Origin of the sequence: Desulfallas sp. Bu1-1 (genome assembly GCF_015594625.1) — a bacterium.
Taxonomy (GTDB): domain Bacteria; phylum Bacillota; class Desulfotomaculia; order Desulfotomaculales; family Desulfallaceae; genus JADNRQ01.
The window spans coordinates 1-16309 of record NZ_JADNRQ010000025.1; the positions used below are offsets into that span (position 1 = coordinate 1).

Annotated in this window: 14 protein-coding genes and 1 pseudogene; 10 read left to right on the plus strand and 5 right to left on the minus strand. The window is 45.9% G+C overall.

What is annotated here, in order from left to right:
- The coding region (locus IT084_RS15590; protein WP_243277019.1) for a stalk domain-containing protein at window positions 1-671 on the minus strand (671 nt) is incomplete at its 3' end.
- 188 nt (window positions 672-859) lie between these two features.
- On the opposite strand from IT084_RS15590, the gene IT084_RS15595 reads away from it, so the two are divergent.
- The 3 genes from IT084_RS15595 (at window position 860) to IT084_RS15605 (ending at window position 2473) form a co-directional block, all read left to right on the plus strand.
- Complete coding sequence (locus IT084_RS15595) at window positions 860-1009, plus strand: aspartyl-phosphate phosphatase Spo0E family protein (RefSeq protein WP_243277020.1); 150 nt, start codon at window positions 860-862, stop codon at window positions 1007-1009.
- Between the two features lie 81 nt (window positions 1010-1090).
- A complete protein-coding gene (locus tag IT084_RS15600; protein WP_195713819.1) occupies window positions 1091-1291 on the plus strand; it encodes a DUF3006 domain-containing protein in 201 nt (66 codons plus the stop codon).
- 12 nt (window positions 1292-1303) lie between these two features.
- Window positions 1304-2473 (plus strand): MBL fold metallo-hydrolase, encoded by a 1170-nt coding sequence (locus IT084_RS15605; RefSeq protein ID WP_195713820.1) that lies wholly within the window; start codon window positions 1304-1306, stop codon window positions 2471-2473.
- A gap of 817 nt (window positions 2474-3290) precedes the next feature.
- On the opposite strand, the gene IT084_RS15610 is transcribed toward IT084_RS15605, so the two are convergent.
- From IT084_RS15610 to IT084_RS19090, 3 genes and pseudogenes are all read right to left on the minus strand, one after another.
- A complete protein-coding gene (locus tag IT084_RS15610) occupies window positions 3291-3557 on the minus strand; it encodes a hypothetical protein (RefSeq protein WP_195713821.1) in 267 nt (88 codons plus the stop codon).
- Between the two features lie 29 nt (window positions 3558-3586).
- Entirely contained in the window at window positions 3587-6967 is a 3381-nt protein-coding gene (locus tag IT084_RS15615) for an RHS repeat-associated core domain-containing protein (RefSeq protein WP_243277021.1), read from the minus strand.
- A 33-nt stretch (window positions 6968-7000) separates the two neighbouring features.
- Window positions 7001-8494: pseudogene (locus IT084_RS19090) on the minus strand (DUF6531 domain-containing protein); the annotation flags it as partial.
- 651 nt (window positions 8495-9145) lie between these two features.
- On the opposite strand from IT084_RS19090, the gene IT084_RS15620 reads away from it, so the two are divergent.
- Entirely contained in the window at window positions 9146-9625 is a 480-nt protein-coding gene (locus IT084_RS15620) for a ParM/StbA family protein (RefSeq protein ID WP_313885502.1), read from the plus strand.
- 24 nt (window positions 9626-9649) lie between these two features.
- Here IT084_RS15620 and IT084_RS19095 read toward each other — a convergent pair whose 3' ends face one another.
- Window positions 9650-9820, minus strand: coding sequence for a DUF2892 domain-containing protein (locus IT084_RS19095; RefSeq protein WP_195713823.1), 171 nt, complete (start codon window positions 9818-9820; stop codon window positions 9650-9652).
- Window positions 9821-10624: 804 nt separating this feature from the next.
- Here IT084_RS19095 and IT084_RS15630 point away from each other — a divergent pair.
- From IT084_RS15630 to IT084_RS15655, 6 genes are all read left to right on the plus strand, one after another.
- A complete protein-coding gene (locus tag IT084_RS15630; RefSeq protein WP_195713824.1) occupies window positions 10625-11677 on the plus strand; it encodes a ParM/StbA family protein in 1053 nt (350 codons plus the stop codon).
- Between the two features lie 227 nt (window positions 11678-11904).
- Window positions 11905-12210, plus strand: a complete 306-nt coding sequence (locus tag IT084_RS15635; RefSeq protein ID WP_195713825.1) for a hypothetical protein — start codon at window positions 11905-11907, stop codon at window positions 12208-12210.
- Window positions 12203-12697 carry a transcription termination/antitermination protein NusG gene (locus IT084_RS15640; RefSeq protein ID WP_195713826.1) on the plus strand — a complete coding sequence of 165 codons (495 nt, stop codon included), beginning with the start codon at window positions 12203-12205 and terminating at the stop codon, window positions 12695-12697. Before IT084_RS15635 ends, IT084_RS15640 begins: the two co-directional genes overlap by 8 nt.
- Window positions 12630-13148, plus strand: a complete 519-nt coding sequence (locus IT084_RS15645) for a hypothetical protein (protein WP_195713827.1) — start codon at window positions 12630-12632, stop codon at window positions 13146-13148. Before IT084_RS15640 ends, IT084_RS15645 begins: the two co-directional genes overlap by 68 nt.
- 316 nt (window positions 13149-13464) lie before the next feature.
- On the plus strand, window positions 13465-14385 hold the full coding sequence (locus tag IT084_RS15650) for a hypothetical protein (protein WP_195713828.1): 921 nt from the start codon (window positions 13465-13467) through the stop codon (window positions 14383-14385).
- A complete protein-coding gene (locus IT084_RS15655) occupies window positions 14366-16294 on the plus strand; it encodes a VirD4-like conjugal transfer protein, CD1115 family (protein ID WP_243277022.1) in 1929 nt (642 codons plus the stop codon). The genes IT084_RS15650 and IT084_RS15655 overlap by 20 nt, the downstream gene beginning before the upstream one ends.
- Window positions 16295-16309 lie beyond the last annotated feature (15 nt).

Sequence of the window (16309 nt, forward strand, 5' to 3'; positions counted from 1 at the left end):
GTATGCATGGCCTTATCCATTATTTCTTTATTTATTTTCTCCTGCAATGCCTTATTGGTCATGCCCGAGATCACAGGAATCTGCATATCTAAATTAAGCCAGTTTGTGGCAATCTTAACTTGCCGTGTGTCAACACTCACACCGCCAGTTGGGGACTCCTTAATGTCAGTAGGTGCATAAATCAATACTTTTTGGTTAACGCTGTCCCATTCAGTTATGAAACCATGGGCTTCGGCTACCCAGCGAGCTGGGAGGTAAACCCGCCCGTTCCGCAAAACCGGTACTGCATCCATGGCTATTGTCTCACTACTTAAAATCTCATTTGATCCAGCATCCAAATAGTTAATTGTTAAATTGTGTTGGCCAGTTTGCAAAATGATATCCATAAAACTATCGCTTCGGAAAGCAAAACGCACCATGCCCGTCGATTTATCCCATTCAGTAAGCCCTTCTTCCGCTCCCAGCGCGCTGGCCAGGAACCTCAGCGGGACATAAGTTCTGCCCCCGAAAATGAATGGTACTGCATCCATTGTAAATTCAGGACCATTGATTATGTACTTGTTGCTACCCGGCTGGAAAACAACCTTTTCAACCGGGGCGGCCAGCAGGCTACCGGGTAGCATGGTGGCCGCAAATATTAAAGCGCCAATTAACAATATCAGTTTTTTCATAATTAGAATAGGTGCCTCCTCGATAAAAAATATTTTAGATAAATTATATCAGAAATTATATTGGACATCATTATTTACCCTTATTATTGACAATATAGACAGAATGTGACAATATTTTTCCTTGATGTACTTTATTAAAAGTGGTTTAATTGAGCTTGGTGCAATTTGGTATAAGGAGGGATATTTTGATGGAACTTGGCAGGGTAATTCTACGACTGGAAAAAGCCAGAAGGGAATTATTATCCATCAACCCTGGAGACAAAGAAAAGCTCCTGGCGGCCAGCCAGAAAGTGGACAAGCTGGTTGTCGAGTATTTTCGTGCAAAAAGCAGGGTATAAAACCAATTCCAAATGGCAGGATTTCGGCTCCCTGGAAAAGAAAAAGTACCCAGGAAAAAATTGTTTAAAGGGGACATTGAGATGTTAATCATAGACCGTTTTGAAGAAGATTGGGCCGTCATCGAATTTGGCCAGAAGATCTTTAACATTCCCAAATTCCTGATTCCCCCTAACGCCCGGGAAGGGGACGTAATCAATATACAAATAACCCTGGACAGGGAAGCCACCGATGTCAGAGCTAAAGCCAACAAGCAACTGGCAGATGAGATTTTTAACGATTAGGGGGGTGGCGGTATGAAGCGAAATATTTTCATCCTGATTCTGGCTTTCCTGCTAACCGTCCTTACAGGTTGCAGCAGTTCAAATACAAGCACATCGGATCAACCCGCTACAAACACAGAATCAAAAGCCTCAGCCATTCCATCAGTATCACAACCCGTTAACCAGGAAAGCAGGCAGTTAAATTCTCAGCCTTTAGAGAGCAGGGTTAAAGTCCACTTTCTGGACGTGGGCCAGGCAGATTCAATTTTGGTGCAATTTCCGGACGGCAGGAATATGCTGGTGGATGCCGGCAACAACGACGATGGCCCGGCAGTGGTAGAATACCTGCAAAAGCAGGGGGTTAAGAAAATTGACTACCTGGTGGGAACGCACCCCCACGAAGACCACATTGGCGGCCTGGACAACGTAATCCGGGCATTTAATATTGGCCAGGTATACATGCCCCGAGCGACCACAACCACTAAAACATTCGAGGATGTCCTGCTGGCCGTAAAAGATAAGGGTTTGAAAATTTTCACCGCAAAAGCCGGTGTTACAATACTGGACCAGGGCAGCCTGAAAGTTAACTTTGTCGCCCCGTGCAGTTCCAATTACGAGGACCTGAACAACTGGTCCGCCGTAACAAGGATACAGTACGGTAGTACGGCGTTCCTTCTAACCGGTGATGCCGAAGCCCAGTCGGAAGAAGAAATGCTGGCCTCCGGGGTAGACCTGAAAGCTAACGTGCTTAAAGTGGGGCACCACGGCAGCAGCAGTTCCACTACCCGGGCTTTCCTGAAAGCGGTGGCCCCGAAATATGCGGTGATTTCTGTTGGCACGGGGAACGACTACGGCCACCCGCATAAAGAGACGCTTGCTAAACTGACGAATGCCGGAGTCCATGTCTACCGGACCGACCGGGACGGCACCGTGGTTTTTACATCCAACGGGAAGAACATCACCGTAGAAAAGCTGGGCAGCACTATCAAGCCGAGGGCGCCGGACACCGGCAGCACAGTTGCACCGGTAGCGCCTGTAGCGCTAGCGGGAAGCGCAGGCGGGTACATAGGCAACAAGAACAGCAAGAAGTTTCACCTTCCATCGTGTTCAACACTGCCTGCGGAATATAACAGGGTTTATTTCAAAACACGGGATGAGGCTGTCAGTGCCGGGTATGTTCCTTGTAAAAGATGCAACCCTTAATCCTGGCCGGAGATAATTTAGGAGTTTTCTCTCAGTAAATTGCCAGGAATCGCTACTTCAGAATAATTCCTTGAAGGCGATCAATATGAAAAAGATTTATACGCTTCCCAAGTTTGTGTATATAAGTCCCCGTGCTGCAGAGATGTACTTGCAACGGGTATTACATAAGCCTTCCACACGCAGCCAGGCTTTTTTTAGCGCACGTTTTAAGTAATCGAGCATGTCAAATAATAGAAGACCGGCAGGATGCGGCCGGTTATAGATTAAAATTGTATTATAAGGGAATTATTTTCATTTATAGTCCGGCTGAACAACAGGTTTATGCAATATATTCTGCCAAAGAAGACGGTAATCCCCTGGAAATGAAACTGCATATACCACCGGATTTTATTTTAACCAATGAAGTAAATAAAAGATTAGGAAAAAGCTTACGTTCAAAATTGATGGTGAACATTGTTCTCCGGGGCGAAGAAGAAACCTTGGATTTGCGTTTGCTACATTTTTATCTTGCCAAACACACGAATCATTGTTTGCTATGGTTATTCATGATAGTCAACATCATTTACTTGTCCGTTTCATTTCATCAATAGGTGGACGTACCTGCGTAAGATACTCTTTTCCGGGCATGGAAAAGGCCAACGGGTTGGTTTCCGTTGGCCCTAATTTTTAGCTTGCTGAAAAATTGTTATTCTGCAGTTTTGCCATATTAAGTTTTCTGAATATGATGCGGCTGAAGGGGTTAGCCTTACAACCGCTCATTCACGCAGTTTTGTGGTATATTAAGAGTCTCGCAAACAGCTGATAGAATGATTTTAGCTCATCTATTGTGATTTAAGATAGCTTCCTTGAACAATTTGAATTCCTTTAAGAGGAAATTCCTTCCTTCATTTTCATTGTAAAGGTGAATAGCGTCATCAATCTTAGATAAAATTTTTTTACACATGCTTACTAGAGCTTTTTCTTCTAGTGCATTACAATTTCCTTCAACATTCAATACAAGCTCTTTAGCTGTTATTTTTTTCTTCTCATACAACTCAAATGCTTCTAAGATTCTTTCTATTAGCCTTTGACTATGCTCGTTCATGAACATTCCCTCCGAAACACTTTTAATTTTTAATAAGGATATGTTGTTATTACTATTCTTCCTTTCTCAGCAGTAACAACCCTAATATCATTCAGTTCAAAGATAGTTCTGACTTCATTATTTACAGCAACTTGTCGACTTGCGCCATTAGTTATTACATCTTCCACAACACTTGGAGGAATACCTCTTGCTGGATAACCTCCTGCAGCCGTTCCGTATCCTGTTGGGGTCATTCTATCTACTGCTTCTCTTGTAAATAATCGTCCATTTATGCTTGTATATTCCCGACCTCTATAAGTTACTTTTTCTAAGTCACTCCACATCCCCCAGGTAGCTTTACCCGCGCCCTTAGTTTTACCCAAACTGTTTCCTAGTGCTTTCGTCGTTATTGGGACCGTTTTAGAAATAACTTTTAATGCGGCACCACTACCGGCGGCTATTTGTAATACGTGCCCCAGGTTTCTGCCGTACTCGTACACTTCTTTGTCGGATGGGTTCCCGAACCACACACTATCCGAGTGTTTCAATATATAGTCAACTGTCCCGGCTATATCGGCACCAGTACTTCGCAAAGCGAGTATTAAATCATTCAATGATAATTCCTTATGATAAATTGCTTTTGACAGTTCCCATAATGCGCCTGGTGTTGATAACAGTTCTCTTACGGCTTCACCGCCGGAGGCCCACAAACCTTTCCCTATATCATTCCATTGGCAGATTTTGATATGCCCCGACGGATCTATATAAACTATTGGGTTGTTGCCGCAGTACACATATAAGTTCTGCGACAGCGGGTCGTCCATCTCCCCCATCAGCGTGTCCGGAGTGAGAAACCTGCCCATGGACGGGTCGTAGTACCTGGTCCGTAGGAATATCAACCCGCTGGGGTCGTATGGCTCGCCGGTGAACCGGAACATGTTGGCCACAGTCTCGGTAACTGTAAGCGGGTTGCCAAACGGGTCATAGGTGTAGCGGTTGAGCGCCTCACCGTAGACATCGCTTACCACCGATACGCTGCCCAGGCAGTCGGAATGGTAGTAAAGCCTTCCCTCGGGACCAATACGCCCGTATAGCCCTGCAGCGTAAAGGTAGTTGTTGGCGTTTCCTTCACTGTCTTTTTTTACCAACAGGAGCGGAAGTCTTGCATTGATGTCGTAAATATAACTGTAACTCCCATATACCGCTCCGCTGACTGTCTGGGTCAGGCGATTGCCGTCACCATCGTAGGTGTATTGGTATGTGTTTGTGCCGTCTGCAAAGCGTACCAGCCGGTTTTCGTAGTCGTAATCGTAATATACCGATTCTCCCACGGATACAAGGTTCCCGTTGGCGTCGTAGCCGTAAGGGACGCCGTCCGCCTGAATCAGCCTGTTGGCGCTGTCGTAAGTGTAGCTCACTCCGACGGCACTGAGACGGTTGCCCACCGGGTCGTAGGTGTAGGTAACTGAACTGTTATCCGGATATTGAACTTCAGTTAATTGATTGAGGTCGTCATATGTGTACCTGGTTGTACGCCCATTTTCATCGGTGACACTCAGCCTGTTACCCACGTTGTCCAGGGTGTATTCAAAGCCGGCCAGAACCGTGTCACCCTTGACGTGCCGCAGTGAAACCAGCCGTCCGTTATCGTCGTATTGATAGCTTACCGTAACTCCGTTGGGTAGTTCTTCTCCAGTTATATTGCCCAGTTCATCGTAGGTGAAAGTCGCGGTATATACGGCGTCCGATACTGATTGTAGCTGGTTAAGCTTGTTATACGTATAGTTTACATTTAATCCATCAGGGTAGGCGATGCCCGTGATGTTGCTAGCCAAGTCGTAGTTATATCCGATAGAGTAAACGTCCCTTGTTACCGAGGTGAGCCGGTCAAGGCTGTCATAGCTGTAGGTGGTGGTTCCCCGGGTATCGATCATTTTTGTCCGGTTGCCGTTGGCGTCGTAACTGAAGCTGACCTGGCTTGAATCGGGATAAGTAATCCTTACTAACTGGTTGTTTACGTCATAGGTGTAGTTAATGGTGTTCCCGTCGGGCTTGGTCCTGGCAACTCGGTTGCCTACCGGGTCGTATGCGAATTCAGTGGTCTGCCCCAGGGGATTTGTTATTGATTGTAAACGATCTAACCGGTCGTAAGTGTAAGATGTAATGTTTCCATTGGCATCGGTGATTCCAGTCAGGTTGCTGTTTCCATCGTAAGTATATTCCGTGGTGTTACCCCGGGCGTCGGTGATTGATAGCAGCCTGTTGAGGGCGTCATATGAAAATGTTGTAACGGCCCCGTTGGCGTTGATGCGGGTGATGACGTTGCCGGCGCTGTCGTACTCTACGCTGCTTTCATGGCCCAGCGGGTCGGTGGTTTTGGCCAGGCGGTTGGCAGCGTCATAGGTATAGGTCCGGCTGGCTTCTTTGGGGTTTGTTTCTGCCAGTAAGTTGCCTGCCAGATCGTATGTGTAGTTGGTAGTGTGATTTAACGGGTCAGTGGCGGAAAGCAGCCTGGAAGCCTGGTCATAGGTATATGTCGTGGTGTTTCCGCGCTGGTCAGTAAAGCTTATCTTATTGCCCACAGGGTCATATTGCATAGTTACCGTACCGCCTGCCGGGTCAGTTATCTTGACCAGACGGTTCAGTACGTCGTATTCGTAACTCGTTGTGTTACCCCTGCCATCGGTTATCGCAATTATATTACCGTTTCCATCCAGAGTGAGATTTTCGGTGCTGCCGTCCGGGTAGGTGGTTGATATAAGCCTTTCCAGGAAGTCGTAATTATAACTGGTGGTATGGCCGTTAGCGTCGGTTATGGAGCTCAGGTTGCCACTGGCGTCGTACTGATATGTGGTAGTGTTGCCGAGCGGGTCCGTCTTTGTGACCAGCTTATTGTTCTCGTCGTAAGTGAATGTGGTCGTGTTACCCATGGGGTCGGTGGTGCTGACAAGGTTGTTGTTGGCATCGTAGGTGTTGGTTGTCACATTGCCTAACGGGTCAGTTACCGTAAGAACGTTGCCCGCCTGGTCATAGGTATAGCTGTAGCGATATAATTCCGGATCAGCGCCCGGTTCGTTGCCCCTGGGACCGGTCTCCGTCAGTTTACGTCCAATTATATCGTAAGTATAGGTGGTGGTATTGCCAAGCGGATCAATAACGGCAGTCCTGTTACCGTAAACGTCGTAAGCCACCGAAATAGTGTTGTTGTTTGGATCTGTAACACTTATAACCTGTCCATGCCCATTATATGCAAACGTGGTTGTTGCTGTCCCGCCGTATACTTCCTTGCTTACGGAAAGCAGATTGCCTTTTTCATCATAAGTGTAATCCGTGACGTTCCCGGCAGCGTCCGTAACCCGAACGGGGTTATTCAGACTGTCGTACACAAACGTTGTGGTGTAGTTGAGAGGGTCCGGATCTGTCCTGCTCAATAAATTGCACATATCATCGTATGTGAATCTAGTAGTATTGTTATTTTTATCGGTAATTGAAATACGGCAGTTATTATTGTCATATGAAAACGATTCACCAGTTCCATCCGGGTAGGTAATACCAACTATTCGATACTTATCATCATAGTTAATGACTACGGTGTTTCCTTTAGGGTCTACCATGGTTGTTGTTTTATTCTCAGAGTCGTAGCTATACTGGGTAATATTCCCTTTGCCATCAGTCTGTCTAATAACTCTGCTGTTATCATCATATTGATTATTTAGCGTATTATTGCCTCTGGGATCAATGATATCTGTAAGGCCGTTTGAATCATATAAATACTCAGTGATGCCGTTATTAATATCTTTTACACTCGAAAGATTATTGTTATCATCAAATTCATATGTGACAGTTCTCCCGGCAGGATCAGTTATCTGCGTCAAACGTTTTTCAGCATCATAACTAAAATTAAGGCTTCTGTTGGCTTGATCTGTTACTGAAGTCAGAAGATCTCCAGTGTAGGTCAATAAAAGAATATTATTGTTTTTATCTTTAATCTGAATCAATTTACCAGTGGTATCATATATATATTTTGTTTGATCTTTGAACTCTAGGATATAATTTCTATCTACATCTTGAGATAATATTTCAAAGCAACCACCGGGTCTTATATATTGTGAACCATCATAATCAAATTTGATAACGTGCCCGTCTGGATAAAATACACTTATCGAATCATCGTCGTTGAACACAAGGTGAGTATTGTAATTATGTGTCCATCCTTTACCAAGGGGACCTGAGTAATCATCAATGGAGTTATAAAACCGTGTTAATTCCATGGGAATTTGTGAAGGAATTTTAATATCATTTGATTCTAATATAAAGTTCCCCGTGGAGAGGTTAACTGGATCATTTCCAAAGAAACAATAGAAGGCTTTCCCAAGAGAAGCAAGTAGGTCCGGATCAGAATTATTGTCTTGAGCTACCGATACGGTGCCTGGGTGACCTTGTGAAGTTATTTTTCCTGTAATTGTGTGTGGTGGTCCTTCATATACAGTTTCACCGTCAAGTTTAGATATTTTAAGTGACTGCTCATTTGCATCTATGACCCAATACTGATCAAATGGAACGGGGTCTGCGAAAATACCGTAACTCCTACCGTAGATTTCATAGAAAACCTGAGAACCATTGACAAAAATTTTTGTATAGAAATAATAACTATAATCATATCCAAAATTAGTTACAAAAGTTATTCCTCCATAATTTGCAGAGTGGTGGTAATTATGCGCTCCATCCCAGCCTATATATGTATACCTGTCATATTCGTTAACTGTATTAAACTTAACCAATATTTTTTGATATTTATTATCACTGAATTCTGTTGTTAATATTTTCTCTCTGTTTGTACTCCCATAAGTTATAGGTTCACCCCATTCGTCAGATGATGCAATTTTTGCGTTGTAATTTAATAGTAGTAACAAGGAAACACAAAAAATTAATGCTCTTTTAAATAGATTTAAAAACATAAAATCACTCTTTCTTTAATTCACAATATTCAACAATATTCGACCAAAATTTTAACTAAAATGGGTTAATTTTACTTTACTTTATCATAAAAACATAATCTGACAAATAAGTAAAAAGTCCTATATTTCCATTGCAATCGAAGGTTTTAAGCTACCATTAACGGTAATCTAAGTTTTCAATTAAACCAAGTATAAAGTAAGCGGCACTAAATAGTAGATAAAAAACTTGCTGTCGTTGGGATAAACAGGATTAACGCCGATACACCTTCGTGGATGGGTTATTATAACGGTGGGCGAGCCGGACTATTCCTTTAGTTGTTTTTGTAGCTTGGCTTTTCTAATTTATGCTATTTAAACATGTAATTATAGCACCAGACATGGCTGTTAAGAAATGTAATAATGGTCCTATTTTATATCATGACGCTAAAGTGAGTACTTATGTCCACCTATCCATAACAATAAAAAAGTGCGGTTTTATGCTATCCTGTTAGCGTAAATACCGCGCTTTTTTTATGTCTTAATTTATAAGGAGAGTGATATCATGAAAATAGCAATTGACGTGGGCTACAGCCATGTAAAAGCCGTTTCCCTGGAAAAACGTATCAAAATACCTTCCGTGTTGCCCCGCACAGAAGCTTATCCCTCGCCGACATTTCACAAAACGGCACAGGCCATACGGTTGAAATACGCACTGTGGACGGCAAAACGTCCCGCCACTTCGTTGGCGACCTGGCGCTTCACGAGGGCCACGCGGCAAGCTTCACGCTGGAGCGGGAGAAACACAAACATCCCAACCACGACGTGTTGATGTTAACTGCAGCCACGTTACTTGGTGCGGGGGTGGACACAGCATTAGTGGCCGGATTACCGGTGGCCTATTACCGATCACAGAAAGAAAAATTAAAACATCATCTTGAAAATTTACACGCAGTGGTCACGCTGGACGGCAAAAATCCTGTACGGATCAGCTTTGGAGAAGTAATTATATACCCCCAGGGAGCAGGTGCCCTTTTGACCGTAGATGATTTGCCCGATTCGGGCCTGGTTACTCTTATTGACGTAGGCCATAAAACTACGAATTATGTTAATTATGTTCCGCTAAACTTCTTCCACTTCTTTTTTACGGGTTGACCAACCCAGAAGATCATAAACAATTCAGTAAGCAAAAAACGCCTCGATAAATTGGAACAAGGCAAATATTATAGCAACGGTGGCCCATAAACCGGTAATAACTTTAGCAAAGACCAGGATAAGTAGCAATATCCCTATAGCTGTTCTAATTACTCTATCAGTATTACCTAGATTTCGTTTCCAATCTATATCCATTTTCGTCACCTTCCTTATTACCCTTATTATTAAGAAACCTCTTTACATTTATGCTAAATTCCGCAGTCCAGTCGTATTTCCCGTAACTGCAACCTACCCGGTCCGCTTCCCGGCCAATGCGCAGCGCCCCCTTTCACTGGCCGTAGTATCAGGTGACTTTAAGTTGGGTGTTCGTTTTGTAAAACCGGGTTTTCTTGTGTCGACATAACAACCGCTATGAAAAACAAAAAAATTGCTTGGAAAGGAGAGAAAGCAGAAAAGCTGCATTCCTCCCACCACATAAGCCGTCAGTTTTCTGCGGTTTTTTCTGTGATTAAAATATCAGAACAAACACGTTTAAGCTGTGAACATCGCAAAAAATGATACCGCGCAACACTGCACGGCTCGGCCCAATTTGCCGAACCATCCCGTATAGGGCTCACAGGTCATCAGAAGGGCTTCTGCTGGACAGGGAGAAAGGGGGCATTAAGAGAGAGGTCATCATGCGCGCGAAGGGAGTGAGCACATCCTCATGGACGGCGCTCCTGGGGCGGGTAAGTCAACCAGCCCTATTCATTCCCAACCTTCTTCGCATAGCGCATAGCGGGTGCTTTGCCAATCTGGTGGTGACCGAACCCAAAATGGAGCTGCTCTCCGTGTGCGGCCCCGTTTTAAAAGAGGCCGGCCGTAGCGCCAAGAGGCGTGGTAAACTCTGTTATCTACATTGCGTAGAAAAAACATTTGGCTGTATATACATTACAGCGCGGTCAACAAACGACTGCGCTTTTTCTTTGAGAAACCAAAACTGCGAAGGGAGATGATATTTTGTTTATCTCAATTGATCTTGGCTACGGATATACAAAAGCTATTTCCGAAAAAAACCGCGCCATTTTTCCTTCCGTACTGGCCCCTGCTCAGGAAAGCGGTTTAAACTACGGGAAATCCTACGGCCATGTCCTTGAATACCGGAAACCCGGTGAAATACACAAGCAGGCGGTTTTTGTGGGGGAATTGGCCCGTAAGGAAGGGCGTGCCGCCCGGGTATCCCTGTCACGGGACAAATTTAAACAGGATGAAACCATACTCTATGCCCTGACTGCCGCGTATCTTACTGGAGCCGAAAAACAAGTTCACCTTGCGGTCGGGTTGCCGCTGGATTATTACCGCCTGCGCAAACAGGAAACCGAAAATTTTCTCCGGTCGGTTAGCGCCCATGTTTCCGTGGACGGAGAGCCGGAGAAATATATCAGCTTTACGTCGGTAAAAGTCCTTCCGCAGGCGGTGGGTGCGCTGTATGCCCAAAAGAACCTTCCCGGTAAAGGATTGCTGGGTGTAATTGACATTGGATTCTGCACCACCGACTGTATTCTGGTCGAGTGCCTGCCGGAGGATGTTGTGCTACTGAAGTCATACACCCTGTCCCTGGACACCGCTGTATCCACGGCGGTCAAACTGTTCCGGAACAAAATTACGGAGGCGACCGGCATTCCTCTGTCCCCCGTCAACGCATTTGAGCTATGGGTTAATGGTGAACGAGAGATAACCGTCCAGGGCCGCCCTGTAAATACAGGGGTAATGATAGACTACGCCCGCCGTGAAGTGGGTAAAGCGCTGGCGCAGTCCATACTGGCGGCTTGGTCGGAAAAGGCGGACCTGCTGCGCGGTGTGCTTCTGTGTGGAGGCGGCGCACTGGAGTTCCAAGATGAAATAAAAACCATGCTCCCACAAGCTGAAGTAGTTTCAGACCCCCAGTGGGCCAACGCGATGGGGTTCTATAGACTGGCCGGAGGGTGTATACACCCGGAAAGCCAGGAACTGCAAGGGTTTGAGGGTAAAAATGAAGGGCAAGTGTATACACCGGGTGTAAACACCGCGTAACCCTTGAAAATCAAGGCTTAGATCAGCCCAAACAAGGGTGGTTGTATACACCCGCCGGGCGATCAATAGCGGTAGTGTATACAACCACCTCCAAAAATGTGGCCGCAAGCCTTGTAAATAGCGGCCTTACGGGTGTAAACACTTTTGTTTACACCCGTAGGTTTTTTAAGGGCTCAATGCCTTACGGGGCACGGCTTTCCGAGTGTATACATCTGGAGGTGATAGTTTTGAAAACCAGGGTGATCAGCCTCCGCCTGCCGGATGACCACTGGATATGGCAGGAGCAGGACAAGCAAGCGGTAATAAGGCTGGCGTTAAATCTCTACTGCCAGATTGGTGAGATTAACAGTAAAATCAACATCTTAAATCAGGAACTGAACGAGATTAAAGACGCCATTATTGAAATCAATAACAAGATCAATAATGCGTTTATTTCGGGAATAGCAACCGAACAGGAGAACATTGAAAAGCCACAACTGCCCGAAGTGGACCCGCGCCTTGCCAGAGCGGTTGGCAGGATGCTCGATGTTTGAAAGGGGGGAATATTTAATGCAGTGGTATGCGGTACAAGTTACAACAGCTCATGAAAAAAAAGTCAAGAAATACCTGGAAAAACAGAGGGCCAGCGGTTTAAACATAGGCGAAATAGCAATTCCGGAAAAAGATGGTGCTCCAATTATTCCCGGTTATGTTTTTGTACAGGCAGATACCTGGCCGGAGTTTTATTTAATTGGCTGCAACTCACGATGTAGGGTGATCGGTAAGGTCCTTGATGCAGAAATGAACAGGCTGTTAAGCATTAACAATAACGGAAGTAAGCCAGGACCTGTATTCAAAAAAGGGGATGAAGTGATTATTTGCTCGGGGCCGCTGGAAGGTGTGGAAGGTATTATAGTTCGGGCCGGAGCCAGGCGAAGTAAAGTTAGTTTTTTTAATGGGGAGGTAATTATCAATGCAGACAATGACCAACTTGTCCCTGCTGAGAAAGGCTTACAACAAGCTGGAAGCTGCAATGCTTGATATTGAACAGGCAATAAAAGAAGAAGCGGAAGACATGGGATTAATTGAACCGGTGGACGGTGCTACGGCCTGGGTTGAAAACGGTATTCTCAGAATTACGGTTGACGAATGTCTTCCCCGGGATAAGTTAGTAACAAAAGTAACCAAAATGAGATGGATAAACAAGATCAGGCGGGCGCTTCTGGATATAAACATCCGTTTTAAGTCGGCCCTGATTATAATTGAGGTTTACTCACCTTACTCCGGGGCATGGGACGTGGATAACCGCGCGTTCTCAATAGTAATAAATGCAATTCGATACATGAAAATTATCCCGGATGATAGTTACCAGCATATGACATTTATGGTAGCAGGGAAGATGGATAAGGAACGACCCCGCACGGAAATCTTTGTACTTGATTATGACGTGGACGTACAAACGTTCGTATCCAAATTAGCAAATCGCTATTAACATAGGAAAGAAAAATTTCTATAAACGTCTAAAAACTCGATTTTTGGATACAAACGCGTTAGATACGAAAAATACCCCCTATTTTAGACGGTATAAAAACAGCATAAAAACCAGCAAAATCAAGGGTTATATATATCCAAAATGGGCCTTGATTTTTTCATGTCCAAGTATGGTCATAGTCTGGAGGCTTTGCCAGGGTCAATTTTTCATACCCTTGACCAGGAACAAGGTACAAAAAGTATTTCTTGATCAACCAGCAACGACCTTTTCGGTCTTATTTTTTACCCTGAAAATTTTCCAGTTGGGAGGGATAAAATTGCCACCCGAAAAGAGGTTAACAGAACGGGATCTTCAGTTGTTGGAGGCCGTAATTAAATGTGGCGTAATATCGTCAAAGCAGGCCCAGGAGATTTACGGTGTCGATAACTACCACTACAAAAGAATCAGCAAACTCATAGATCGTGGTTATCTTATCAGAACAGGACGACATATACAGGCCACCCCATTGGGTGCGAAAGTATTTTGTGAGATTTCCGGTCAGGAGGATAACCTCACCCCGGTCCGGATACGCGAACCATGGCAACGTAAACAAAAAGAAAATGTGGCCAGGATTTACTTTGGCCTGAAAAACTGGCACTTCATGACCAGCCGGGAAATCAAAAAAGAAAAAGGGATAAGTAATTCCGCCTTTATAAACTGCTATGTCAGCAACAACGGCAAAGGCTATGCGGTTTACATGCTCAGCAGTGATCCCAAGAAAAGCACCGTCAGGGGCATAAAAAGCGAACTGGACAGGCTCATCGAGCACGGCATCTCCAAGGCCATTATTTTTTGCCCCAAACCCGAAAGCATGAGGAAATTCGGCACCTATTCCGGCAGGTCAATCAACGAACTATTACTTCTGCCGTTTCCCTTCGGTTTAAACCTGTTAAACAGTATGGAAAGCCTAAACCAGATTATTCAAAATAAGTTCCATGGCTTTATCCCCAGCAACAGGCCATTCGCCGATTACGAAAAGGGGAATACCCTGGTCTCGGTACTCATTTATAACGACCTGGTCAAAAAAGAGCACCTTGCGGATTACCTCAGCTATACCAAAAAAAGAGAGGGCAGGGAAATAATCATCGCCTGCCTGGAAAGCCAGGCCGCGCAATTCGCCGCCCAGTTTCCCGGGGTAAAACAACACGTAATTCCCGACCCGAAGGAGAGCGACCAAAATGCAAGCAATGCTTCATAAAACAAAACGCGTCCTAACAAGCCGGAAGGTAAAATCAATCCTCATCCTTACCGGCATTTATATCCTTGACGCCTGGCTGTTGGGTTCATTTGCTGTCCTGCTTAAAAACATCCCCTTGGGCATGGAATTGTACGGCAACCCCCTGAAGGCTGCCATTACCGTTCCCCGCGCGGGAGTAATGCCGGCCTGGGTCATCCTCAACATCGTCGTCGGATTCCTTCTTGGCATCACAGCTCTGTTCATCTACATCAGGGTCCCCGAGCTGGCCGAGAAGGTTTCCCCCAAAAAAGCCCGCTTTATTGACGATCCCACCTGCGGCACCGCCCGGTGGATGGAGCCGGAGGAAATCCCCAAAACCCTTGAGCTTGGCCACGGCCCCGGTATTCTTCTCGGCGCTTATGAGGGGACACCGGTACGCCTCCATAACAAGGGCCGTCTCAACCGCAACATAACAGTGTTTGGGGCGCCCGGCACGGGTAAAACGTGGAGCGTTATTCTGCCCAACTGTATGCAGGCAGTTGTAAATCACGAGTCGGTTGTCATAACCGACCCCAAGTCCGAAATTGCCCGGTTGACCATCCGGTTCTTTCAAAAACATGGATATAACGTCAGGGTGTTCAACCTTATAGACATGCTCCATTCCGACCGGTGGAACCCCCTGTCCGAGGTGACCAACGACATAGAGGCCCAGATGTTTACCGAAATCGTCATCGCCAACACCGCCGTCCCCGGTATCAAGAAAATGGGTGGTGACCCCTTCTGGGACAGGGCGGAGCAGAACCTGTTAAAAGCTCTCACGCTGTACGTCATCATGGAGTACCCGCCGGAGAAGCGCAACATCTACTCCATTTACACCCTTCTCGCCTCCGGCGATACTGACCACCTCGACTTGACCTTCAAGTCGCTGGACGAGAATCACCCGGCCAAGGCTCCCTACAACATCTACTCCCAGGCGTCCGGCACAGTTAAGGGCGGCGTTGTCCAGGGCCTCGGCACCCGCCTGCAGGTATTCCAGAACGATTACGTCAGGCAGCTTACCGAAACCAGCGACATCAACCTGGAAGCTCCGGGCAAGGAGAAATGCGCTTACTACTGCGTGGTGTCGGATACCGACTCCACCTTTGACTTCCTCTCATCCCTGTTCTACAGCTTCCTGTTCATCAAATTAACCAGGCTGGGGGACAAAAGCGGGGGCAGGTGCCCGGTCAATATCAATTTCCTGCTGGATGAGTTCTGCAACATCGGCGCCATACCGGACTTTAAAAAGCGTATCGCCACCATGCGTTCCCGGGGCATATCCTGCACCATCATCACCCAGTCACTGCCCCAGCTCAAAAACCGCTACCCGCAGGACGCATGGCAGGAAATCATCTCCTGCTGCGACAGTCGCCTGTTCCTGGGAGCTAACGACAACGAAACAGCGAAGTACCTGTCCGAATCCCTGGACACCGGCACGGTGGAACAAAAATCAATTAGTCGAACTACCGGCAGTTTTATAAAGGCCCGCGTGACCAAGGGGCCAAAAGCCCGGCCCCTTATGACCATGGGTGAAGCCCTGAAAATGGACGAGTCAAAAGCCGTCCTCATAATTAGAGGCAGAGACCCATTAATGATCGACAAGCTGGCTTATACCGAACATCCCCTTGCTTCCGAACTGGAAGAACAGGATATTTCCGAGTACCGACCGTCCTGGAAAACTGAACCGCTCCCTGAGATTGAAATTGAGTGGGGGAAGATAGGGGAAACTCCGGAAGAAGCCGGGACTACCGGGGAAACAACAAAAGCCCCGGAAGTGACAGATAATCCTGACTCTAAAGAAGACCTCTCTATGGTGGAAGATTCGGACGGAGAGATTACCGAGGAAAATGTTGTGTGCAGGAAAGGTGATAGTAATGCCTTTTGGTTGTGACCCGCGTTAGCCGCG